Origin of the sequence: Algoriphagus yeomjeoni (assembly GCF_003259505.1) — a bacterium.
In the GTDB taxonomy this organism is placed as follows: Bacteria; Bacteroidota; Bacteroidia; order Cytophagales; family Cyclobacteriaceae; genus Algoriphagus; species Algoriphagus yeomjeoni.
Genome location: NZ_QLLK01000005.1, coordinates 201,872 through 226,641, shown reverse-complemented (window position 1 = coordinate 226,641; position 24,770 = coordinate 201,872). Strand labels below are relative to the sequence as shown.

General features: G+C 40.3%; 15 protein-coding genes and 4 tRNA genes. 3 read left to right on the top strand and 16 right to left on the bottom strand.

Going from position 1 to position 24,770, the window contains the following annotated elements:
* Positions 1-237 precede the first annotated feature (237 nt).
* From rpoC to LV83_RS10160, 14 genes are all read right to left on the bottom strand, one after another.
* The gene (rpoC, locus tag LV83_RS10225; protein WP_111611445.1) at positions 238-4,551 is read right to left on the bottom strand and encodes a DNA-directed RNA polymerase subunit beta'; all 4,314 of its coding nucleotides are present in this window, start codon (positions 4,549-4,551) and stop codon (positions 238-240) included.
* Positions 4,552-4,599: 48 nt separating this feature from the next.
* Positions 4,600-8,475 carry a DNA-directed RNA polymerase subunit beta gene (gene rpoB, locus LV83_RS10220; RefSeq protein ID WP_111611444.1) on the bottom strand — a complete coding sequence of 1,292 codons (3,876 nt, stop codon included), beginning with the start codon at positions 8,473-8,475 and terminating at the stop codon, positions 4,600-4,602.
* A gap of 156 nt (positions 8,476-8,631) precedes the next feature.
* Positions 8,632-9,012, bottom strand: coding sequence for a 50S ribosomal protein L7/L12 (rplL, locus tag LV83_RS10215; RefSeq protein ID WP_057939465.1), 381 nt, complete (start codon positions 9,010-9,012; stop codon positions 8,632-8,634).
* 42 nt (positions 9,013-9,054) lie between these two features.
* Entirely contained in the window at positions 9,055-9,597 is a 543-nt protein-coding gene (gene rplJ, locus LV83_RS10210) for a 50S ribosomal protein L10 (RefSeq protein ID WP_111611443.1), read from the bottom strand.
* 2 nt (positions 9,598-9,599) lie between these two features.
* A complete protein-coding gene (rplA, locus tag LV83_RS10205) occupies positions 9,600-10,298 on the bottom strand; it encodes a 50S ribosomal protein L1 (RefSeq protein WP_057939467.1) in 699 nt (232 codons plus the stop codon).
* Positions 10,299-10,308: 10 nt separating this feature from the next.
* Positions 10,309-10,752: a 50S ribosomal protein L11 gene (gene rplK / locus LV83_RS10200; RefSeq protein ID WP_091692127.1), complete on the bottom strand. Its 444-nt coding sequence runs from the start codon at positions 10,750-10,752 to the stop codon at positions 10,309-10,311.
* A gap of 3 nt (positions 10,753-10,755) precedes the next feature.
* The gene (nusG, locus tag LV83_RS10195; RefSeq protein WP_111611442.1) at positions 10,756-11,313 is read right to left on the bottom strand and encodes a transcription termination/antitermination protein NusG; all 558 of its coding nucleotides are present in this window, start codon (positions 11,311-11,313) and stop codon (positions 10,756-10,758) included.
* Between the two features lie 18 nt (positions 11,314-11,331).
* Complete coding sequence (gene secE, locus LV83_RS10190; protein WP_086500235.1) at positions 11,332-11,520, bottom strand: preprotein translocase subunit SecE; 189 nt, start codon at positions 11,518-11,520, stop codon at positions 11,332-11,334.
* A gap of 16 nt (positions 11,521-11,536) precedes the next feature.
* Positions 11,537-11,610: transfer RNA gene (locus LV83_RS10185), tRNA-Trp, on the bottom strand.
* Positions 11,611-11,729: 119 nt separating this feature from the next.
* Entirely contained in the window at positions 11,730-12,917 is a 1,188-nt protein-coding gene (gene tuf, locus LV83_RS10180) for an elongation factor Tu (protein ID WP_111611441.1), read from the bottom strand.
* Between the two features lie 63 nt (positions 12,918-12,980).
* Positions 12,981-13,052, bottom strand: a tRNA-Thr gene (locus tag LV83_RS10175).
* 32 nt (positions 13,053-13,084) lie between these two features.
* Positions 13,085-13,157: transfer RNA gene (locus LV83_RS10170), tRNA-Gly, on the bottom strand.
* Between the two features lie 158 nt (positions 13,158-13,315).
* Positions 13,316-13,398, bottom strand: a tRNA-Tyr gene (locus tag LV83_RS10165).
* Between the two features lie 149 nt (positions 13,399-13,547).
* Complete coding sequence (locus tag LV83_RS10160; protein WP_111611440.1) at positions 13,548-16,160, bottom strand: M1 family metallopeptidase; 2,613 nt, start codon at positions 16,158-16,160, stop codon at positions 13,548-13,550.
* A 66-nt stretch (positions 16,161-16,226) separates the two neighbouring features.
* On the opposite strand from LV83_RS10160, the gene LV83_RS10155 reads away from it, so the two are divergent.
* The 3 genes from LV83_RS10155 to frr all read left to right on the top strand — a co-directional run bounded on the left by LV83_RS10155 (position 16,227) and on the right by frr (position 18,188).
* On the top strand, positions 16,227-16,721 hold the full coding sequence (locus LV83_RS10155; RefSeq protein ID WP_111611439.1) for an acetyl-CoA carboxylase biotin carboxyl carrier protein subunit: 495 nt from the start codon (positions 16,227-16,229) through the stop codon (positions 16,719-16,721).
* 185 nt (positions 16,722-16,906) lie between these two features.
* Positions 16,907-17,617 (top strand): UMP kinase, encoded by a 711-nt coding sequence (gene pyrH / locus LV83_RS10150; RefSeq protein WP_111611438.1) that lies wholly within the window; start codon positions 16,907-16,909, stop codon positions 17,615-17,617.
* A 10-nt stretch (positions 17,618-17,627) separates the two neighbouring features.
* Positions 17,628-18,188: a ribosome recycling factor gene (gene frr / locus LV83_RS10145; RefSeq protein WP_111611437.1), complete on the top strand. Its 561-nt coding sequence runs from the start codon at positions 17,628-17,630 to the stop codon at positions 18,186-18,188.
* Positions 18,189-18,244: 56 nt separating this feature from the next.
* On the opposite strand, the gene LV83_RS10140 is transcribed toward frr, so the two are convergent.
* Entirely contained in the window at positions 18,245-20,905 is a 2,661-nt protein-coding gene (locus LV83_RS10140) for a DUF5686 and carboxypeptidase regulatory-like domain-containing protein (RefSeq protein ID WP_111611436.1), read from the bottom strand.
* A gap of 469 nt (positions 20,906-21,374) precedes the next feature.
* On the bottom strand, positions 21,375-24,725 hold the full coding sequence (locus tag LV83_RS10135) for an FG-GAP-like repeat-containing protein (protein WP_111611435.1): 3,351 nt from the start codon (positions 24,723-24,725) through the stop codon (positions 21,375-21,377).
* Between the last annotated feature and the right edge of the window lie 45 nt (positions 24,726-24,770).

Sequence of the window (24,770 nt, the reverse complement as noted above, 5' to 3'; positions counted from 1 at the left end):
CGAAGTGGCCTCAATTCCATTGTTGACCTAACCCTATAATGCTTTTGTCTCTTTACTTCTAATTAAGATTACATTTCTATTAGGACTTCAGTAGTCTTATTTATCGAGTTGTCAAATCTAGTTTCTACGAAAATATATTGATTGTGTACTCTGTGAAAAACTCAGCGTCCACTGCGGTTAAGTTTAAGAAAAAAGGCCTGTCGTGAAACAGGCCTTTTAATTTAATTTATTTGAATATTACAGGATTGCTTCGCTAGATCGTTTAGCATTTCGCTCCATGTTTTCTGAAAGCTTCTCATATTCTTCTTGAGAACCCACAATCATCGGTTGCAATCTTCGCTGACCGGTACCGGCAGGAATCAAGTGACCAACAATTACGTTTTCTTTCAGACCTTTCAATTCATCTCTCTTACCTCTAATCGCTGCCTCAGAAAGCACCTTAGTAGTCTCCTGGAAGGAAGCTGCAGAAATAAATGATTCAGTACCCAAAGATGCCGCAGTGATACCTTGTAGTGTAGGCTTAGAAACCGCAGTTTCAGCATCACGTACCTGTACCAACTTAAGATCCTTACGCTTCAAGCTAGAGTTCTCATCTCTCAATCTTCTTGCAGAGATAATCATACCTGGCTTCAGCGTAGAAGAATCACCTGCATCCATGACCACTTTACGGTCAAGAATATTATCATTCTCTTCTCTAAATGCCCACTTATCAACTACCTGGTTCTGAAGGAATCCAGTATCACCTGCATCAAGGATCTCAACTTTCTGCATCATTTGAGATACGATCACCTCGATGTGCTTATCGTTGATTTTTACACCTTGAAGACGATATACTTCCTGGATTTCATTTACCAAGTACTCTTGAACAGCAGTTGGGCCTTTGATAGACAAGATGTCATTTGGAGTGATTGCTCCATCAGAAAGTGGCTCACCAGCTCTGATAAAGTCATTCTCCTGAACCAGGATGTGCTTAGAAAGAGACACCATGTATTTCTTAATTACGCCATCTTTCGACTCAATGATGATTTCTCTGTTACCTCTCTTGATACCACCGTAAGATACTACACCATCGATTTCAGAAACTACAGCCGGATTGGAAGGGTTTCTTGCTTCGAATAGCTCAGTAACTCGTGGAAGACCACCGGTAATATCTCTAGTCTTACCTACAGATCTTGGGATTTTCACCAAGATTTGTCCAGACCTTACTTTATCACCTGCCTCAATTGCCAAGTGAGCACCTACTGGAATATTGTATCCTTTAGACTCTTCACCGTAGTTTACAATAATTGCAGGGTTCTTAGTTCTATCTTTTGTATCGATGATTACTTTCTCACGGAAACCTGTCTGATCATCGGACACTTCCTTGTAAGTAACACCTTCTACAATAGCTTCAAATTCAATCTTACCATCAAATTCAGAAAGGATAACTGCATTGTATGGATCCCACTTACAAAGAGTCTGACCCTTAGTAACTTTTTCACCATCTTTCACATTTACAATAGCGCCATATGGAGCATGATTAGACACTATAGTCTTACCTGTCTTAGAGTCATTGATCTTGATCTCACCGGATCTACCCATGACAACCGTCACCGGCTCGCCATCTTTATTTGTAGTCTCAATTAATCTTAACTCCTCGTCAAATTCCACTACACCGTCGAACTTCGCGATAACACTGGCTTCTACGGCCATGTTGGATGCTGTACCACCTACGTGGAAAGTTCTCAATGTAAGCTGCGTACCTGGCTCACCGATAGACTGTGCAGCGATAACACCTACAGATTCACCTGTCTGTACCATATGGCCAGATGAGGTTAGATTTCTTCCGTAACATTTTCCACAAACACCTCTACGAGTCTCACAAGTCAATACAGATCTGATTTCAACTTCGTCTATACCAGATTCATCGATCAAACTAGCTACCTCATCGCTAATCATTACACCAGATTCAATAATTAACTCATCGGTTTCTGGATGGTAAATATCATGAACGGAAACTCTACCAAGAACTCTTTCAGAAAGTGGCTCTACGATATCGTCATTATCTCTCAATGGCTGTACCATAAGTCCTCTCAAGCTACCACAATCGTCTTCAGTGACGATCATATCCTGAGCTACATCTACCAGACGTCTGGTTAAGTAACCAGCATCGGCAGTTTTCAATGCAGTATCGGCTAGACCTTTACGTGCACCGTGAGTAGAGATAAAGTACTCCAATACATCCAGACCTTCTTTGAAGTTAGAAAGAATCGGGTTTTCGATGATCTCACCTACAGAACCTTGAAGGTTTTTCTGTGGCTTAGCCATCAAACCTCTCATACCACCCAACTGACGAATTTGTTCTCTGGAACCACGAGCTCCTGAGTGCATCATCATGTAGATCGCATTGAATCCTTGCTTATCCTCTTCCATCTGCTTCATCAGATTATTAGTCAAATGAGAGTTGGTACGAGTCCAGATATCAATTACTTGATTGTATCGTTCGTTGTCCGTGATTAGACCCATTAGGTAGTTGTTCCATACTTGGTCAACTTCTTCTTTGGCCTTGGTAATCATCGGCTCTTTTTCTTCTGGGATAATTACATCATTCAGCCCCATAGATAGACCGCCTTTGTAGGCCATCTGGAATCCAAGGTTTTTTATATCATCCAAGAATTGAGCTGTACGTGCCATTCCACATACTTTAACCACTTTGGCAATAATCTGCTGAAGTTTTTTCTTGGTCAAAAGCTCATTTACATAACCTACTTCTTTTGGCACAAACTGGTTGAAAATCAATCGACCAGCTACGGTCTCAACGATTTCATCCTTATAACCTCCATCTTCGGTTCTTAGTTGTACTTTACATTTGATGTTCGCATGTTTGGAGATTTGCTCTTCATTCATGGCGATAATCACTTCCTCAACACTGTAGAAAGTCATTCCTTCACCAGCCACAACCTCATCAGGAGTAGATTTCTTACCCTTAGTCACGTAGTAAAGGCCCAACACCATATCCTGAGACGGTACAGTGATTGGAGCTCCATTCGCTGGGTTAAGTATATTGTGCGAAGAAAGCATTAAAGTAGAAGCTTCCAAAATTGCCTCATGTCCTAGAGGAACGTGAACCGCCATCTGGTCACCGTCAAAATCGGCGTTGAATGCAGTACACACCAATGGGTGAAGCTGAATAGCTTTTCCTTCTATTAGTTTTGGTTGGAAAGCTTGGATACCTAGTCTATGAAGTGTAGGAGCACGGTTAAGAAGCACAGGATGCCCTTTCAGTACATTTTCCAAAATATCCCAAACCACTGGATCTTTACGATCCACGATTTTCTTAGCTGACTTTACTGTCTTTACAATTCCTCTTTCGATCAGTTTTCTGATGATAAAAGGCTTGAAAAGTTCAGCAGCCATATTTTTAGGAAGACCGCACTCGTGAAGCTTCAACTCTGGTCCTACCACGATCACAGAACGACCGGAGTAATCCACACGCTTACCGAGCAAGTTTTGACGGAATCGACCTTGCTTACCTTTCAACATATCAGAAAGGGATTTCAGAGCACGGTTTCCATCGGATCTTACCGCATTTACTTTTCTAGAGTTATCGAAAAGAGAATCTACAGCTTCCTGAAGCATTCTTTTTTCATTTCTCAAAATCACCTCCGGAGCTTTGATATCGATCAATCTCTTAAGACGGTTGTTTCTGATAATAACTCTTCTGTAAAGGTCATTCAAATCGGAAGTCGCAAAACGACCACCATCTAAAGGAACCAATGGACGCAATTCCGGTGGAATCACTGGAACCATACGAACTACCATCCACTCTGGGCGGTTTTCGATTCTAGTTCTAGCATCACGGAATGCTTCAACAACTTTCAGTCTCTTCAGTGCTTCTGCTTTTCTCTGCTGAGAAGTATCAGTTGCAGCTTGGTGACGAAGTGAGTATGAAAGATCATCCAGATCAATTCTTGCCAAAAGCATCTCCAACGCTTCAGCGCCCATTTTGGCGATGAACTTGTTAGGATCCTCATCGTCAAGCATATGGTTCTCCTTAGGAAGCTTGTCCATGATATCCAAGTATTCATCTTCAGTCAGGAAGTCTAGATACTGAACTCCCTCTTCTGCTTTGATACCTGGCTGAACAACAGCGTAACGCTCGTAATAAACAATCTGATCAAGCTTCTTAGTCGGAAGACCAAGAAGATAACCGATTTTATTAGGAAGAGATTTGAAATACCAAATGTGAGCAACTGGTACTACCAGCTCGATGTGCCCCATTCTCTCTCTTCTCACTTTCTTCTCTGTAACCTCTACACCGCAGCGATCACAGATAATACCTTTATACCTGATGCGCTTGTACTTGCCACAATGACACTCCCAATCCTTTACAGGACCAAAGATTCTCTCACAGAACAAACCGCCCATTTCAGGCTTGTATGTTCTGTAATTGATAGTCTCTGGCTGGGTCACTTCACCGTTTGAGCTATCCAGAATAGATTCTGGGGAAGCCAAACTGATGGTGACTCTGGAAAAATCATTGTTAAGTTTTTTATTTTTTCTGAACGCCATAGTTTTTTGAAAGATATGTAAAGGGCTCTTGCGAGCCCATTCGCTTTATTAATCTAGGGTAATTTCAAGAGCCAAACCTCTCAACTCATGAACCAATACGTTGAATGATTCAGGAATATTAGGCTTAGGAAGGTTTTCACCTTTCACAATCGCTTCGTAAGCTTTTGCTCTACCAATTACGTCATCAGACTTCACTGTCAGGATTTCCTGAAGTACGTGTGATGCACCGAATGCCTCTAGTGCCCAAACTTCCATCTCTCCGAAACGCTGACCACCAAACTGTGCTTTACCACCCAATGGCTGCTGCGTAATCAACGAGTATGGTCCGATTGAACGTGCGTGCATCTTATCATCTACCAAGTGACCCAATTTCAGCATGTATGCAATACCTACTGTAATCGGCTGATCGAATTTCACACCTGAAAGACCATCGTAAAGGTAAGTACGACCATAAGCTGGTAGACCTGCCAATTCCAATTCGTGAGATACTTCTTCCATAGAAGCACCATCAAAGATTGGTGTAGCATATTTCTTATCCAGTTTCTGACCGGCCCAAGCCAATACAGTTTCAAAGATCTGTCCGATGTTCATACGAGAAGGTACACCTAGTGGATTCAACACGATATCCATTGGGGTTCCATCCTCTAGGAATGGCATATCCTCGTCTCTTACGATTCTTGCTACGATACCTTTGTTACCGTGACGACCTGCCATCTTATCACCTACTTTAAGCTTACGCTTCTTAGCGATGTAAACTTTGGCAAGCTGAACGATACCAGCAGGAAGTTCGTCTCCTACCTCAAGAGTGAATCTTTCTCTTTTGAAGGTACCAGCAATCTCATTTCTTGAATTGATAAAGTTTTTCACCAAGTGGACGATCAACTCATTCACATGAGCATCGTTTGTCCAATCGTCAAGAACAATATCAGAAATAAGGTTAGCCTCTTCCGGGACATTGTAATTGCTCTCATCTCTGTAAGGATTCTTAGCAGGGAAAAGATTATTTTCAATGTTTTTAGCATTAAACTTCTGGCCTTTCGTGATGATTTCATCACCAAACTTATGCTTAACGCCTTGTGAAGTTTTACCATCAAGGATAGTCACCATTTTATTGATCATTCGGGCTCTAATAGCCAAAAGATCTTTGGAGTATCTAGCTTTCAGTTTTTCAACTTCAGCTTTAGCTTTAGCTCTGACATCCTTATCTTTCTTAGGTCTAGCGAAAAGCTTGGTCTCGATCACAACACCATTCAAGGAAGGTGAAGCTTTCAAGGAAGCATCTTTTACGTCACCAGCTTTATCACCAAAGATTGCTCTAAGCAATTTTTCTTCTGGAGTCGGATCAGTTTCTCCTTTTGGAGTGATCTTACCGATGATGATATCGCCTTCTTTTACCTCAGCTCCAATCGCAATGATACCATGCTCATCAAGATTTTTAACTGCTTCTTCAGAGACGTTAGGGATTTCAGAAGTCAATTCTTCTTCACCTCTTTTCGTATCACGAACTTCCAGTTGGAATTCTTCTACGTGGATCGAAGTAAAGATATCTTCTCTAACTACTCTCTCCGAGATTACGATCGCATCCTCAAAGTTGTATCCTTGCCATGGCATGTAAGCCACTTTCAAGTTTTTACCAAGAGCAAGCTCACCGTTATTAGTAGAGTAACCTTCTACCAATACCTGACCTTTTTTCACCTTCTGGCCTTTCAGCACCAAAGGAGTAAGGTTGATCGTGGTATCCTGGTTAGTTCTTCTGAATTTGATCAAGTCATAAGACTTGTATTCGTCTGTGAAATTCACCAAAAGCTCATCATCAGTCAGATCGTATTTGATGACAATTTTCTTAGCGTCCACATAATCTACTACACCACTTGCTTCGGCAATGATGAGAGATCTAGAATCTACAGCAGCTTTTGCTTCCAAACCAGTACCTACGATAGGCGCTTCAGCTTTCAACAAAGGAACTGCCTGACGTTGCATGTTTGATCCCATCAATGCACGGTTGGCATCATCATGCTCCAAGAATGGAATCAAAGAAGCCGCAACAGATACAATTTGGTTAGGAGCAACGTCCATATAGCTAATTTCAGATGGCTCCAATACTGGGAAGTCACCTTCAAATCTTGCTTTTACTTTTTCATTGATAAACTTGCCAGTCTCGTCCAAAGGAGCGTTTGCCTGTGCAATGTTGTGATCATCTTCTTCTTCAGCAGTTAGGAACAATACATCCTCAGCTTTCAAGCTTGCTTTGCCGTCCTTCACCTTACGATAAGGAGTTTCAAGGAAGCCCATTGAGTTCACTTTTGCGTGAACACAAAGAGAAGAAATCAAACCAATGTTTGGACCTTCTGGAGTTTCGATAGTACACAAACGACCGTAGTGCGTATAGTGAACATCTCGAACTTCAAATCCTGCTCTTTCTCTAGATAGACCCCCTGGACCCAAAGCTGAAAGTCTTCTCTTGTGAGTCAACTCCGCCAAAGGATTGGTTTGATCCATGAACTGAGAAAGTTGGTTGGTACCAAAGAAGGAGTTAATCACAGAAGAAAGCGTACGCGCGTTGATCAAATCGACTGGTTTGAAGTCTTCATTGTCACGAACGTTCATTCGTTCACGGATCGTTCTTGCCATTCTGGCCAAACCTACACCGAATTGGCTGTAAAGCTGCTCGCCTACAGTTCTTACTCGTCTATTGCTCAAGTGGTCAATATCATCGACTACTGCCTTAGAGTTGATAAGTCCAATTAGGTATTTTACGATGTTGATAATATCTTCCTTCGTAAGGACGATTTTATCTGAATCGATGTCAAGACCTAGTTTCTTGTTGATTCTATAACGACCAACTTCACCTAGATCATAACGCTTATCAGAGAAGAACAAGCTATGAATCACCTCACGAGCAGTAGACTCATCAGGTGCTTCAGTATTTCTCAACTGACGGTAGATAACTTCCACAGCCTCTTTTTCAGAGTTAGAGCTATCTTTTTGTAATGTATTATAGATGATAGAGTAATCAGCCACATTCACATCTTCTCTATGGAGAATGATGCTCTTCGAGCCTGAATCCAAGATCATTTCAATGTCTTCGTCTGTAAGTACAGTATCACGCTCAAGCAATACCTCATTTCTATCGATAGAAACTACTTCACCAGTATCTTCATCAACGAAATCTTCTACCCAAGTTCTTAGAACCCTTGCAGCTAGCTTACGGCCAGCTACTTTTTTCATTGCTGTTTTCGTAGCATTGACTTCTTCAGATAGTCCGAACAGATCAAGAATATCTTTATCAGAGCCATAGCCAATTGATCTTAGCAAAGTTGTAACAGGAAACTTCTTCTTACGATCGATGTATGCATACATGACATTATTAATGTCAGTCGCAAATTCAATCCAAGATCCTTTGAAAGGGATAATTCTGGCAGAGTAAAGTTTCGTACCATTTGTATGCTTGCTTTGCGCAAAGAATACACCTGGAGAACGGTGAAGTTGTGAAACAATAACTCGCTCAGCACCATTAATTACAAATGACCCTTTCTCGGTCATATACGGAAGATTACCTAAGAATACTTCTTGCTCAATCGTTTCGAAATCTTCATTATCCTCGTCGTGACAAAGTAATCTCAACTTTGCTTTCAACGGTACAGAGTAGGTCAAGCCACGGTCAATGCATTCGCTCACAGAATATTTCGGTGGGTCTACTGCGTAATCAATGAATTCGAGAGTAAAATTTTCTCTGGAATCACTGATAGGGAAGTTTTCTGCGAATACTTTAAATAAACCGTCTGCCCGGCGCTTTTCTGCAGGAGTATCCAATTGGAAAAAGTCTTTGAAAGACTGCAACTGAATATCTAGAAAATCCGGATAGCTTTTGACCACCTTAATGGAGGAGAAACTTTTCCTTTCGGTTTGATTCTTGATAGCCAAGGTAGTGTATGTTTATGGTGAAATTTTAATAGCGAAATAATTCTATTTTCGCTTAGAATAATGCAATTTTGAACCCGTGCATAAACAGGAAAAGACCTGACTAAAATAGTCAGGTCTTAGGTGTGAACCCCAACCTAATAGTTGCGGTTCAGCAAATTATTTGATCTCTACTTCAGCACCAGCTTCTTCCAAAGACTTCTTCAAGCCTTCAGCTTCGTCTTTAGCAACGCCTTCTTTCAATGCTTTAGGAGCTCCGTCAACTAGTTCTTTAGCCTCTTTAAGACCAAGACCAGTCAATTCTTTTACAAGCTTAACGACTGCCAATTTAGATCCACCAGCAGCTTTCAAGATTACGTCGAAAGTCGACTTCTCTTCTTCAGCTGCAGCTTCTCCAGCACCAGCACCACCTGCTACAACTACTGCGCCTGCAGCAGCTGGCTCGATGCCATACTGATCCTTAAGGATATCTGTCAATTCTTTAACCTCTTTTACAGTCAAGTTTACCAACTGATCTGCAAGTTGCGTAAGATCTGCCATTGTATTTGAAATTTAATATTTGTTTGAATTATTTTTTTTAACTTATTTTTCTTCTCTATCAGCAAGCGTATTAAGCACACCAGTAATATTGTTCTGGCCACTTTGCAATGCTGAGATCAGATTCATCGCTGGAGACTGCAACAAGCCGATTAGATCGCCTAGCAATTCTTCCTTTGACTTCAACTTAGATAACATCTCTAGGTTTTCTTCTCCGATGAAAATATCTGCATCGATAGAAGCGCCTTTGAATGCTGGCTTAGTTGCTTTTTTACCTAATTTTTTTCTAAAATCCAGCAATACGTTTGCTGGTAAATTACTCGTCTCTTTTGAGAATAAAATTCCAGAGAATCCTTTCAATGCTTTATCTGATAACTCAGTAAAGTCAGCATCTAAATTTTCCAGTGCTTTAGTGACCAAGGTATTTTTGTACACTTTGTACTCCACGCCTTTGTCAAAACAAGCTCTTCTGAAAGCATTCACTTGAGCTACAGAAAAACCTGAAGCATCAGTGATATAGAAGAAAGGGTTTTCCTTAAATTTCTCAGTAAGACCGTCGATTATTACTTTCTTTTCGTCTCTAGTCATGATTAAATTCCTTGAATGCTACCCTTGTCCACTGCTATACCAGGAGACATTGTACTGGATAAATGAATACTCTTGAAATATGTTCCTTTAGAGGATGAAGGCTTAAGCTTAGAAATAGTAAGGATAAGTTCTTTTACATTTTCTTCGATCTGCGCTGCAGTGAAGGATGCCTTACCAATACCTGCGTGAATAATTCCAAATTTATCTACTTTGAAATCGATTTTACCCGCTTTTACTTCTCTTACTGCCTTAGCTACATCCAGAGTAACAGTTCCTGATTTAGGATTTGGCATAAGACCTCTTGGTCCTAATACTCTACCCAATCTACCTACTTTAGCCATTACGTTAGGCATAGTGATGATGACATCAATGTCAGTCCATCCGCCTTCGATTTTAGCTATGTAGTCGTCCAAGCCTGCGTAATCTGCACCTGCTTCGGTTGCTTCTGCTACTTTGTCAGGAGTACAAAGCACCAATACTTTGATGTCTTTGCCTGTACCATGAGGAAGCGCAACAACGCCTCTTACCATTTGATCTGCTTTACGTGGATCCACACCCAAACGGATGTCAAGATCTACAGAAGCATCAAACTTCGTCATAGTAATATCCTTCACGATAGTAGAAGCTGCCTCCAGGGAGTACACTTGGCTTGGGTCGTACTTAGAAAGAGCTTCTTTTTGCTTTTTTGTTAACTTAGCCATTGTTTTTTATTTATACTTCCCAAGGGGCTTTTCCAGATACTGTGATTCCCATGCTTCTTGCTGTACCAGCTACCATTTTCATAGCAGACTCAACTTTGAAAGCATTAAGGTCAGGCATTTTTACCTCCGCTATCTCCTTAACCTGATCCCAGGTTACTGATCCTACCTTTTTACGGTTTGGCTCAGCAGATCCGCTTTTAATTTTCGCAGCCTCTAGCAACATATTCGCTGCAGGAGGTGTTTTTACTACGAAGTCAAAAGACTTATCTGAGTAGATCGTAATCAATACAGGAAGCACTTGACCCATTTTATCCTGGGTACGTGCATTGTATTGCTTACAAAACTCCATTATGTTCAGACCCTTGGAACCAAGAGCCGGACCTACTGGAGGCGACGGGTTTGCCTGGCCACCTTTCACTTGTAGTTTTAAATAACCAGTGATTTCCTTAGCCATTGCTTAGTCTTGTTTTTCTACTTGTATAAAGTTTAATTCGACAGGAGTATTTCTTCCGAAGATCTTAACCATAACATTAAGTTTCTTCTTCTCTTCAAATATCTCCTCTATTGTTCCGGTAAATCCACTGAAAGGACCGTCCATTACTTTGACAGTCTCTCCGACTATAAATGGTGTATCCAGTTTCTCTGCGAACTCGTCGATCTCTTCAACCTTACCTAAAATACGGTTGATTTCTGACTGACGAAGTGGCTCAGGGGTTTTGGAAGCCCCGCCTGAGTTTGATCCTAAGAAACCGATTACTCCCGGAATGCTTGTAATTACGTGATTGGCTTCACCATTCGAGAGATCTGCATTGACCAAAACGTAGCCAGGAAAGAAATTTCTCTCCCTAACACGCTTTTTGCCATTACGCATCTCATATACTTTCTCAGAAGGTATTAAGACTTCAGGAATAAAGTCGCCGATATCCTGTCTGGAAATTTCATTGTCCAAATAGGTTTTAGTTTTCTTTTCCTGTCCCGCTACTACTCTGAGTACGTACCATTTATGTTCAGCCATTCTGTAATGTCAATTCAATTAGAATAAATCATAAAACCATTTCATGATGTTCTCGAATCCTAGATCAACTACCCCGATAAAAAGGGCAAAGATCAAAGATGCTACTAACACCAAAACTGCACTATTTTGAAGAAATGAATATTTAGGCCATGTGACCTTATTCACCATTTCATCATAAGATTCTAGAACAAAGTTTTTCAGATTCATAGTATACTTAACTTACTGGCACGGGCAGAGAGATTCGAACTCCCATCAACGGTTTTGGAGACCGCTATTCTGCCGTTGAACTATGCCCGTGTAAATGAACGCCCCGCTAATGGGAACGCAAAATTAGGTATTGATTGCTAAAGAAACAAATGCGATCCCAAAATAATTTGAGATCGCATTGTATAAATAGTCAATCTGTGATTGATGAATTAGTCAAGAATTTCAGTAACCTGACCAGCTCCTACTGTTCTACCACCCTCACGGATCGCAAAACGAAGACCTTTCTCAAGAGCAACCGCGTTTAGCAAAGTTACTTCGATAGTCACGTTATCACCTGGCATTACCATTTCAACGTTTTCTGGAAGTTTGATCTCGCCAGTTACATCTGTAGTTCTAAGGTAGAACTGTGGACGGTATTTGTTGAAGAATGGAGTGTGACGTCCACCTTCTTCTTTAGAAAGAACGTAAACTTCAGCGTTAAAGTGAGCGTGAGGCTTCACAGATCCTGGCTTACAGATAATCATACCACGTTTGATTTGTGATTTTTCAATACCTCTTAGCAATAGACCTACGTTATCACCTGCTTCACCTCTGTCAAGAATCTTACGGAACATCTCAACACCAGTTACTGTAGACTTAAGGCCTTCAGCACCCATACCGATGATGTCAACTCCTTCACCAGAGTTGATAACTCCTCTCTCGATTCTACCAGTAGCTACAGTACCACGACCAGTGATCGAGAATACGTCCTCTACAGGCATTAAGAATTCTTTATCAATCGCTCTCTCTGGAAGAGGAATGTAATCATCTACTGCGTTCATCAATTCCATTACAGTCTCAACCCACTTCTCTTCACCGTTCAATGCACCAAGTGCAGAACCAGCGATTACAGGGATGTTGTCACCGTCGAAATCATAGAAAGAAAGTAGTTCTCTGATTTCCATTTCCACAAGCTCAAGAAGCTCAGGATCGTCAACCATATCTACTTTGTTCATGAAAACTACTAGTTGAGGTACACCTACCTGACGAGCTAGAAGAATATGCTCTCTAGTTTGAGGCATTGGTCCGTCAGTAGCTGCAACTACTAGAATCGCGCCATCCATTTGGGCGGCACCTGTTACCATGTTCTTTACGTAATCAGCGTGACCTGGACAATCTACGTGAGCGTAGTGTCTTTTTTCAGTCTGATATTCTACGTGAGAGGTGTTAATGGTGATACCTCTTTCTTTTTCTTCTGGTGCGTTATCGATTGAAGAAAAGTCTCTTAATTCAGATAGACCCTTACTAGCCAGTACGGTAGTGATGGCAGCAGTCAAAGTGGTCTTTCCATGATCTACGTGACCAATCGTACCGATATTAACGTGCGGCTTGGAACGGTCGAATTGTGCTTTTGCCATGCGTGAAAATCCTCAGTTTAAGTTTAAAGATATATTTAATTTTTTTTCAATTTAATCGAAATGAGCCAACGAGGGGATTTGAACCCCTGACCCCTTCCTTACCAAGGAAGTACTCTACCCCTGAGCTACGTCGGCTTAGACTCTTATGCTTTCTTGCGAAAGCAAAGAGCGGGAGACGAGGCTCGAACCCGCGACCTGCAGCTTGGAAGGCTGCCGCTCTACCAACTGAGCTACTCCCGCTTGTAATCTTTCGAGATGATATCATCTCTGCCGCTCTACCTCTAAGTATTTGATCTTTCGATTGATACCTTGGAGAGCTACTTCCATATAAATCTGGTCTTGTCCAGATTTTTTCGCCCTGCAAAATTAGAAAAAAATTTTGCATTAAGGCAATGGTGTGGGGGAAATAGGATTCGAACCTATGAAGACTTAAGTCAACGGATTTACAGTCCGTCCCAGTTGGCCGCTTTGGTATTCCCCCAACTAACGTTACTTTCCGAACCTTTTTGTTCGGCTTTTCTATCGTAACGGATGGCAAAATTAGAGGCTTTTATTAAAGATTCAAAACATGCATTTCAAAATTGATGAGATTTTATCAGTTTTATTTCCAAACGTTTATAAATCAATGCATTAATTTTCATCTTTTAAGCTTTCTAGAAAATAGTTGTAATAGGATACCAGCTCGCTATCGACTTCCAGGGCTGCCACCTCACTGATTCTATTTAAAACCTCGGGATTATCTGAAAATCCAAGTAGCCCGAGAAACGCCGCTTTACGAATATAATCTCTAGTATTATTCCTCATCTTGTCTAATAAAAAATTTATAGCTTGGCCTTCACCTGCAGCTGGAAAACGGGTAAAGTATTCACTAAAATATCCTAAGAAGTAGTACAAGCCTTCACCCGAAATGGTATTTGCCTGATCAAGAAACCAGCCCCCCTTATCTTCTATCGCATTGATAATATAATAGTCTGCTAGGGGAATCACCATTCTGAAATTTGTCTCCTTCGCGTAATTTTCTATCAGCAATGGGTCAATTTTTTCAACATCACCACTTACCAAGCCCATCAAGGCCGATCCAGCAACCAGATAAGATGAATCCTTGGCGAGTTCTACAAAAGTGTCATAATAGTCATCAGGTGAAAATGCTGAAAGCGCATCTATTGCACCTGCTCTTACTGAATTTCTTGAATCATTTTTTGCAATCTGAAGTACTTTTCTAGCTAATTCCGGGGTATCCTTTAGCCACTCAGGATATCCTTGAAGAATGGACAAAGCAGATTCCCTCACAGACCAAAACTCATCCTCCAGCGCTTCTGCAATTATAGATTCTAATTCTGTTACTGCTGCCCAGCTAGCTAAACTATCTAGCGCCTCATAGCGAGCTATTCCAAATTTGGAAGTTTGGAACTGAGCTCGCATTTGATCTGCATTTAACTCCATGGATTTAGTAGCAAGTAGGTTTTTCTCTTCATCAATGAATAGTAACTCTATTGGCGACTCATTATTCAGAGAAAATTGCTGAGAGGCTTTGGTGACCATGAATTCCTTTCTTTTCCTAACTCCCTCTTCATACCAGCTGATTTCCAAGGGAAGTTGATAAAGTGGTGTATCACGCAAATCTTGCAGCTGTTTAATGGAAATATTAATGTTTGTTGGGTCTGAATAATCCACTTCAACATGAAGATCAGGATGCCCTTTTGCTAAAAACCATTGATCAAAAAACCAATTCAAGTCTTCTCCACTAACTTTCTCTAAGGCTATACGAAGGTCATTCACTTCTACATTCTCAAAAGCATGTTCAGTTAAGTAGTAGTTCAGTCCTTCATAAAAGACTTCTGAACCTAAGTATTCGCGAAGCATGTGCAGAATAGCACCACCTTTTGAATAGCTATGTGAATCAAACATATCTTCAGCATCTTCATAATCGAAGCGAATCAGATTGACTTGCTTTGTCTCTGCTTCCGAAAAGTAATTTTCTGTCTCCGCAATGAGCTTAAGCTTTGCCTCATCTGGCCCAAATTTGTATTCATTCCAGAGGAACTCACTATAATTTGCAAAGCCTTCATTTAACGTGAGGTTTGCCCATGATTCTATTGTGACGTAATCACCAAACCATTGGTGAAATAGCTCATGTGCAATAATGAAATCCATTTCAGAATCTATCGCCTCCCGTTCTGTCATGCGCAATTCCTCCATGAAAACAGACACCGTAGTATTCTCCATCGCACCAGAGACAAAATCTCGGACAACTACCTGATCATACTTAGGCCAGGGATACCTCACCCCAAGTAATTCCGAAAAGAAACCAATCATCTCAGGGGTATTTTGAAAAACCTGTTCTGCTCCCTTTTCATATCCTTTTTCTACAAAGTAACCCAATGGAATATCCTCCCAATTTGCCTCCACTTTTCCAAAATCTCCTATAGCAAATGCAGCCAAGTAAGCCGAGTGAGGAAGCTTCATTTCCCAGTGATCCTTTCTAAACCCATTCCCCAAATCTTCCTGATTGACCAATTCTCCATTACCAATCGAAATCAAGGAATCTGCAACGGTTAATTTTATCAACTGGGTGAATTTATCATTAGGAGAATCGATCGTAGGAAACCACTTAGAGTTATGTGCAGTCTCCCCCTGAGTCCAAATCATTGTTGGCTTATTAGGAATAGTATCCAGAGGATCAATAAAATAAAGCCCTTTGGTGTCGGTAATTGCCTCACTACCACCTCCAGCGTTTCGCTCGGGAAAACCTGTGTAATTTATTTCTATTTGAAAAGTATCAGTTTTAGTTAATTTCCTTGGAAGGTGAATTTGAATTTTCTCCTCATCATATTCATATTTTAATGACTGCTGCTCCCCACCCTCAAGGAAAAATAATTCCTTTAATTCAAAATCTTGGGCATCGAGCAAAAGCTCTGTAGCTGGAGAGGAATAAGGTTTGATAGTCAGTAATGCTTTCCCTAAAACAGTTTGATTTTGATAATCAAATAACAAGTCCAAGTCAGTATGTAAGATATCAAAGGTCTTAGTCGCCGAAGGTTGATAGGATTCTATAGCTTGCTCTTTTTCTGCAATAAGCCTTTTCAAACCCAACCTGTCCGATTTTGCATCTTGATTATCATTGCTTTCAAGATCAGAAACAGCGACAGATTTACAGGATATTATAAAAAGAAGGGAAAAAATCACACAAAGGATAGATAAACACCAAACTGGCCTTTGTTTTAATTCTTGAGATTGATTCATATTTAATGCTTACGAAAAAGAGTCTGTTTTATGGGAAATTGTATATTCGAGTTCAAATTAACATGAATGTTTACAGTTACAATCCAAAATAAAACCTATTCGGTCGAAAAAACCGACGAGGCAATGCAGGTAAATGGCAAATCAATACATTGGGATCTTCAGTGGATTTCAGAGCGAAAAATTCACCTGATTTCTGAAAAAAAGTCTATTGAAGCTGAATTGATTGATATTGATAAAGCCACCAAATCAATCCAAATCAAACTGGGGAATAAAATTTCTAAGGTTCATCTCAAAGACAGATTCGACCTGCTTTTAGAGCAAATGGGAATGAATAACATGACCACACAAGCGCTAAAAGAAATAAAAGCACCAATGCCGGGGCTCATATTGGACCTAAAAGTAAAGCCAGGAGATGAGGTCAAAAAAGGAGAGGTGGTATTAATCCTAGAGGCTATGAAAATGGAAAATATCCTGAAATCTCCAGGAGATGGAATCGTGAAAGCAGTCAAAGTTTCTCTCAATCAAAGTGTAGAAAAAAACCAAGTCCTGATTCAATTTTAGCTTTTAAGCCTAGCATAATGAATTGAAGAAATTATATTTGTCGGATTATTTTGTCCAAATCGTTCATCTTCCGATTCCTTTTCAGTCAATCAGCTAATTTCATTTTAGTTCTATGCTGGGAAAAATTTGGCTTAAATAATCGCTAAAACAGCGATAACCAACCTCTGAAAAACAATTAAAAACCGATGAAATACAAGAGAATACTGCTCAAACTCAGTGGAGAAGCGCTAATGGGTGATAAGAGTTATGGCATTGATCCAGTTAGGCTGCAGCAATATACACAGGAGATCAAAAAAGTCCATGACATGGGTGTGGAAGTAGCTATTGTAATTGGAGGTGGAAATATTTTCAGAGGAGTACAAGCCGAAAAGTCCGGAATCGACAGAGTACAGGGTGACTACATGGGCATGCTTGCTACCTTGATCAACGCTATGGCGCTGCAAAGTGCTCTTGAGCAAGGAGGAATGTACACTCGCCTTATGTCTGGTATCAAAATCGAAAGCGTTTGCGAGCCGTTCATCCGTAGAAGAGCTATCCGTCATTTAGAAAAAGGGCGTATTGTTATTTTCGGAGCAGGTATTGGCAATCCATACTTTACAACTGATTCTACAGCCAGTCTAAGAGCGATAGAAGTAGAGGCAGACATCGTATTGAAAGGTACTCGAGTAGATGGTGTATACACCGCAGATCCGGAGAAAGACCCATCAGCCACAAAATATAAAACCATTTCATTTCACGAAGTGTACGAAAAGAACCTCAACGTCATGGACATGACGGCCTTTACCCTTTGCCAGGAAAACAATCTGCCAATCATCGTTTTTGACATGAATGTGACAGGAAATCTAAGCAAATTGGTACAAGGCGAAGAAATTGGTACTTTGATCACTTCTCTTTAAGCTAACTATCATGGAAGAAATCGAATTATACTTAGACGAAGCAAAAGAATTGATGCAGAAAGCAGTAGAACACACTTCTGCTGAACTTTTGAAAATACGTGCAGGTAAAGCAATGCCAAATCTTTTGGATGGTATTATGGTTCAATATTACGGAGCTAATACTCCGTTGAATCAAGTATCTTCTGTAAACACCCCTGATGCCCGAACGCTTTCTATCAAGCCCTTTGAGCGCTCGATGATTTCAGAAATAGAAAAAGCAATCATCAACTCGGACCTTGGACTAGCTCCTCAAAACAATGGAGAGGTAATCATTTTGACTATTCCAGCGCTTACCGAGGAAAGACGTATTTCTCTTGTCAAGCAGGCAAAGCACGAATGCGAAGGAGGAAAAATCTCTCTTAGAACTGTTCGAAAAGACATCAATGATGAGCTGAAAAAACTTCAAAAAGAGGGAGCTTCAGAGGATGAAATTAAAAGAGCTGAGGATGTTGTTCAAAAACTAACAGATCAATATTCCACGAAAATAGATGAGCTTCTTGCGAAAAAAGAAGTGGACATCATGAAAGTCTAACTCATAAAAAAACCCGGTTTTAAGCCGGGTTTTTTTTATGAATTTATTTTCCTCTTTTAATTACTAGTACTGATATTGATAAAAGTAGCCACTCCAAACCTCACCCCGCCGCGAAGAAATTTGGCATCTTCAAATCCTGCACCCAGCTCCACTCGGAAAATTCGAAATAGGTTATCCAGCGAGTACCCGATTTCCCAATAGTTGGGAGAATTGTCTGTTTTTAGGTAATTGAAGAAGATATTTTCTCGCACTCCAGAGAACCTTAGCATTGGCAATTGGGTGAAAATAAATTTCCTAAATTGGTAGTGAACTATGCCTGAAAAGTACTTGGAATTAGTACTGTATTTATAATAATCCATGAAGCGGTAATTAGAGGCTGGACCAAAATTGGAAAAAATGGTACGGTTTCCTCCGAAGTGCTGAAAATCCGGGAAGTAGACTTGGTCGTTCGATAAAAAGGCTCCAGCTGAAAGGTTGAAATCTAGCTTTCCGCTAACTCCAAATGTATAATCATGCTGAATTCCAAGCTCCAAGTGATCAAAATCGGCAGCCATTCCATCATTACTTATTCCGCCAAATGCTTTGTTGTAAGCTAACTTTATCAAGGGAGAGCGACCCGTTATAGGATACTTTCGGCCATTTCGAATCCCATATTTCACCCCCGGTCGCCATTCCAGCTCTGCATTTAATTTTAGTATATCATGATCATCAAAGGAATTGATGCCTGTCTCCACATTTTCTGGCTGATTTGGAGTATAAACTCTTTCCGGCTTTTTGTAAAAGCTGTAATTATTGGTGTTGAAAAGTTCGGTTCGATGCGCATAGGTCATGTTCACCCGATACGTAATCCCGCCATTTACCCTGTGAGCCCAATAGGCCTGAGCAAAGTCCTGCTCATATAGCTTCATATAATTCTGCCTAAAAAGCAGAGAGTAGACTGCGTTTACCTGTTCGTTGATAGGTTCTCCACCATTAAACTGATAGATATATCTTCCACCCCTAACTCCAAAAGTAGTACCCGAGATAGGTAAAGTACTGGACCATCGAAAATCGATTTTTCCATAAAAGCGATTGCTCGAAAATCCGTACCGAAGCTCAGGCTCTATATTGAAGCTTTTGCGATGCCTGCTTACGCTATCTGCCAATTTTGTCACAGACTCTTTTCTATAAAACAGTCCCATCCCAAGTTTGAAACCCTCTACAGTATTGAAGGAAATCTTGGTCCAATTTTGCTTAAATCCAACTGAAGCTCCTTTTCCTAAATTGTAAGTGGCCCCGTTCATAAAGTCCAGTGGCTTATACTTACTTCTTGCTTTTTTAGCGACCGAATCCACCTCACTCATCTTTGCTACTTCTACTGTCGCCAGACTATCATCCCGATTATATCCTTGAATTTCACTCTCTGTCAAAGGTACAGGGCGAATGCTATCCCAATAAGCTTGACCATATTTCTTGGCCATAGAGTCCACCTCATAATAGCTTTCCTCTATCACCTCTGGCTCATCCCGCTCTTTCAGCGATTCTTTCTCATACTCATTCATGAGCTTACGATATTCCTTCCGGGTCTTGGGTTCCTCTTTAGCTAGCTGCTCTAATGCAGAAACAGACTTGTTAAACCCAACTGCCTCATCTGGCACTTCCTGTACTTTTTCATCTATAATCTCAGGGACCACTTCCAAGTCAGGATTCAGCTCAATTTCATACTCTCTGGTAGAAGCCAGGTATTTGAAGTTACCTTCAAACCCAAATATCTTACCTCCAAAATCATAGGTGTGAGTCAGTGGCATCCACACGTTTTCTGCTACAGGAGCATATTGCTGCTTTGCTGTAATCTGAAAGCCAAGTAAAGAAGTCTGCAAATTCAAACTATGAATTGCCCACAAGTCTTCGATAATATAAATGAATCCCTCAAAAACCTGCTCGCCTCTGGATCGTGGAGTGACTTTAATCTTGCTGACCATCACATCCTGGTCAAAAAAGCTTCCTTCGTATTTAAATTTATAATAGATAAATGCCGAACGGGAAAGGGGTGAAATAATCCCATTAATTTTCTCTTGATAGAACGTAGTTTGAATATATGGCGCAGGAGAGGTGGACTGATTATCCCCATTCGTACGAATAGAAATCACCCTTTCTTCCACTTTGTTTGGCTGCGTAAAGGTGATTCTGGAAACTGACTCTGAGGTATATGCCTCATTGAGTTTGAAACCTTCCTTTTCTATAGTTTTTCTGAGAAAAAATGGAGCATCGGTCAATTTCCCCGTACCTTTTAGATAAACCGTCATGCTATATTTCTGAATCTGCAGCTTATGGTATTTTGCTTTTGCAATCGCTTTTCGCATAATAGTCAAAGCAGGATCTTCCGCTCCAGCCCTCACTTCCACTTCAGCCAGCGTATATTCTTGCGGCTCCATCACAAAATCTTTTGTAATCCATTCATCGGTCACGATAATGGTTTCAAGTTGAGATTTGTATCCTAGGTATTGGATCAGCACGTCATAAACACCTTTTGGGAGCTTGTATTCAAAACTCCCTTCTTCATTTGTCGGTACTCCGTCTCCTAAATTTCGAATATAGACTGATGCATAAGCTAAGGGTTGCCCATCTACTGATCTCACAGTTCCTTTGATTCCTTGTGCCAAAATAGAACTCTCAGAAACTAAGAGGCTTAGTAACAAAAAAACAGATCGAATAAAAATCTTAAAGAATAATCGCATAAATTAAATTATGGCACTAAATATACCTGATTACCTGTGGTTGAATATAACTTCTTAATATGATTTAAGGATTTAAAAAACGCTAACCGGTTATCCTAGTATATACACAGTTCAATTTTCACTTTTTATTGGTCTTCCTTCGTTACCCGACCTCCCGTTGTATACTTGAAAAGATTTTGAGTTTCCAATAATCCCAGATCGAGAAAAATTGAAAAATCAATTTATCAAACTACCCCCTCCAACGTGAGGAATTAAGAAGCAAAGAGGAAAATTCAAAAGAAAAATTCACCATCTAGGCTTTGCCTTTCCAAGGTGAAACGTAGGCTAAATTATTGAAGTTTAGACCCTCTTGACATGAAAAACACCTAGTAGGTTATCTTTTTAGTATTCAGTTCACAGTACTAACTAAATAAAATTGTCTGTGTCTTAAATCGGTAGTCTTAATGACTCTTAGCTTTTCAAAAAAAAACTACTTAAGCAATTTTACCTCATCGATCTGAATTACCTCTAGTGAATCGCTATTTTTTGCATAAATCAACCAAGTAAGATCCTTGACTGATATCTTTTTGATCCCTCTCACATCACCTCGAATTTTAAGCCGGTTTTGAGTATCAGCCCTAAAACTCCCAAGAGAATCTCCTAATAAAATCTGACCCCAACTCCCCTGATAAGCCCCATAATAAGGTGATGCACCAGTTTTGTTACCCCCTAATACCAAATCGAGATGTCCGTCCTGATTCACATCTACCACCTCAATCGCCTCAAGTGGCGCAAATTGAGCCTCCGCAGGCAAATTTTGAATGCGGAAATCCAGACCGTCTTGATTTACCAATACGATAGATTCAAACATATGGGCTTCGAGGTATTTCGCCTCCTTTGCATTTAAATAAGACAACAATTCCTCTACACTCTTTCCTGCAAAATCGCGGTAGCGTAAAAACTCCTTTTTGAGGATTGGCATTTGCTTTACAAGCTCATCTTTAGAAGCTACCGTATAATATTTTCCTTCCACTGGATAAGAAATAATCTGCTCTGAAGTTCCATTTTGGTCAAAATCATTTACAATCATTTTAACAGGCTCCGTTTTGGAGGCTTTCAAGCGACTATTCAATCCCAAATTTCCAATCACCAGATCTGGAAAACCATCCCCATTTAGATCTTCTGCAGCAATTGTATTCCACCAACCTTTTGATTTTTCCAGTCCAAATGAAATGGTCTCATTAATTAATTTTCCTCCTCGATTCATGAAAATGCTGATTGGCATCCATTCGCCCACTACAATCAAATCGAGATTTCCATCTAGGTCCAAATCTTCCCAAACCGCATCCTTTACCATCCCTATCCATTCCAAATCTGGAGCAATTTCCTTCGTTCGGTTTACATAGTTATTTCCTCCTTGATTTTGGAATAAATAACTCTTGGGGCTATATCCATATTTACCAGCCACGTTTCTGCCCCCAATCATCAAATCTACCAGTCCGTCTCCATTAAAGTCTGCCGCTTCGACAACCGAGACTTGAGTATTAGGCTCCAATTCTACTGGTACTTTTTGATTAAAAACCCCCTTACCATTATTGAGGTAGATCCGGGTAGACTCTCCTTTATCATTAGCGATTTGGATATTACCTCCCCTTCCTACTAATAAATCTAAAAATCCATTTCCATTACTATCAAAAAAAATCGCACTTACATCCTCCAAACTAGAGTCTTCATCCAATAAGGCTTGATGAATTCTATAAAATCGACCTTCTTTACTTTGAAGAAACACTGCCCCTGACTGCCCAGCAGCCCCGCCAACAAAAACGTCATCCATACCATCTCCATTCAAATCTCCTACGGCTAATGCAGGGCCTTCTTGCGATAATTTATGTGGCAGCAAAGGCTCAGTATTAAAATCATTAAATTGATTTTCAATGTGTTGAAAATCAAGGCCTGTAGAGGCTTTATCCAAAATCCTTAACACTGATCCTTTTGAATTTGCAGAAGTTTGGGAGGTATAACTCGCATTTGATTCATCCAAAACAAGCGTTTCATTGGCTTTGATATTCTTCAGGGTTTCTGATTTACCGCTCGACCAGGTAACTTTTAGAGAATCTACGTACTGCAAATTCCCCAATCCAAAATGGACTTCGGGGGCAATGGTGGATTGAAATCCTCGACTGGTGAAATTTTCCTGAACTTGGACCTGATCTTGGTAATACAACTCTACCCTAGCTCCAATCCCAAATTGGTTTAAACCCAAGCCCTTGAATCTCAACTTTAGATAATTTACGGTTTTACTATTGTCAGAAAACTGCCCCAATCTGTTTTCATAAATTCCAGCTGATTGGTTGATATTGTTAATAACCAAATCTAGATCCCCGTCATTATCCAAATCCCCATATATCGCTCCATTAGAAATGCCTTTGCCGAAAACGCCCCATTCTTTGGAAACATCTGTAAACGTCAGATCTTTATTGTTTTTAAAAATAAAATTATCGACCTCTCCAGCAGGCATTTTCCCAGCTAGCGCAAGATCACTCATGTCAGGTTTGTTTTGCAAGCCATCTTTTAGTTCAGGATTGGTCACAAAATTCATATAATCCAGGTCGTTGGGCCTTCGTACTATTCCGTTGGAAACAAATAAATCTTTCCAACCATCATTATCAAAATCACCAAACAATGCTGCCCAACTCCAATCTGTCGCATAAACACCAGAGTATTGCCCGATTTCCGAAAATGTTCCATTGGAATTATTCAGTTGAAGGCTGTTCCTAGATACTTGTCTTTCAAAACCAAACCCCAATTTGAGTTGGTAAACTTCTTCACTATCTTCTCCGGCTGACATTTTTTGAATGATCTCATCCCTAGGCAACATATCCATGGTGATAAAGTCAATCCATCCATCATTATTAAAATCTGAAAAATCACTTCCCATCGAGAACCTACTACTATAATTGACGCCCGTAGAAATTTGTTCTATAAATGTCCCATCTTTCTGATTGATATAGAGGTAGTCATTCTCATTAAAATCATTTGAAACATAGATATCTGGCCATCCATCGTTGTTTATGTCCGAAATACCAATCCCCAAACCATATCCGATTTTACTGGAAAAAATACCCGCTTCCCGTGTGATTCCGGTAAACTTCTTTTCCCCACTTTCCAAGTTGTTTCGATAGAGTCTGTCCCCCGCAAACCCATCATCATAATACCTAGACTCAGCACCTCCATAACTCCTTTCGGTGTGTACAGCATGATTCAGTAAATACATGTCCAAATCACCATCTCTATCGAAATCAAAAAATGCAGCTTGCGTGCTGAATCCTTGGAAATCCAAACCATATTCTTCCGCACTTTCCGTAAAAGTCAAGTCACCGTTGTTGATATATAGTTCATTTCTCCCGGCCACTGTTTTCCAATTCCCCAACCGACAAACGTAAATATCCAGTAATCCATCTCCGTTGATATCGGCCATAGAAACTCCAGTTTTCCACGGCCCCTCAGACGACAGTCCAGCTTGGGTGGTGATATCTTCAAAAACCATCTCTCCGTTATTCAAATAAAGTTTATTAGGTCCCTGATTAGAAGAAAAGTAGAGATCAATCAGTCCGTCATTATTGATATCTCCAGCTGAAACCCCACCTCCATTATAAAAATACAGGTATTCAACGATATTAAACTCTTCTGTTTCGACCAAGGCATTGATAAATTCAACACCTGTTTTATCTGTAGGAAGACTTACGAAAAGTGAATCCTGTTGCTGTAAATCAGGTTTTTGCAAACATGAAGTCAGAGTGAGAAGCGTAAAAATGAAAAAATGAAAACTGGCATTTTTCATTGGTATAAATTGTTTCATCATCCACTTAGAATGCTCAACCTAAAC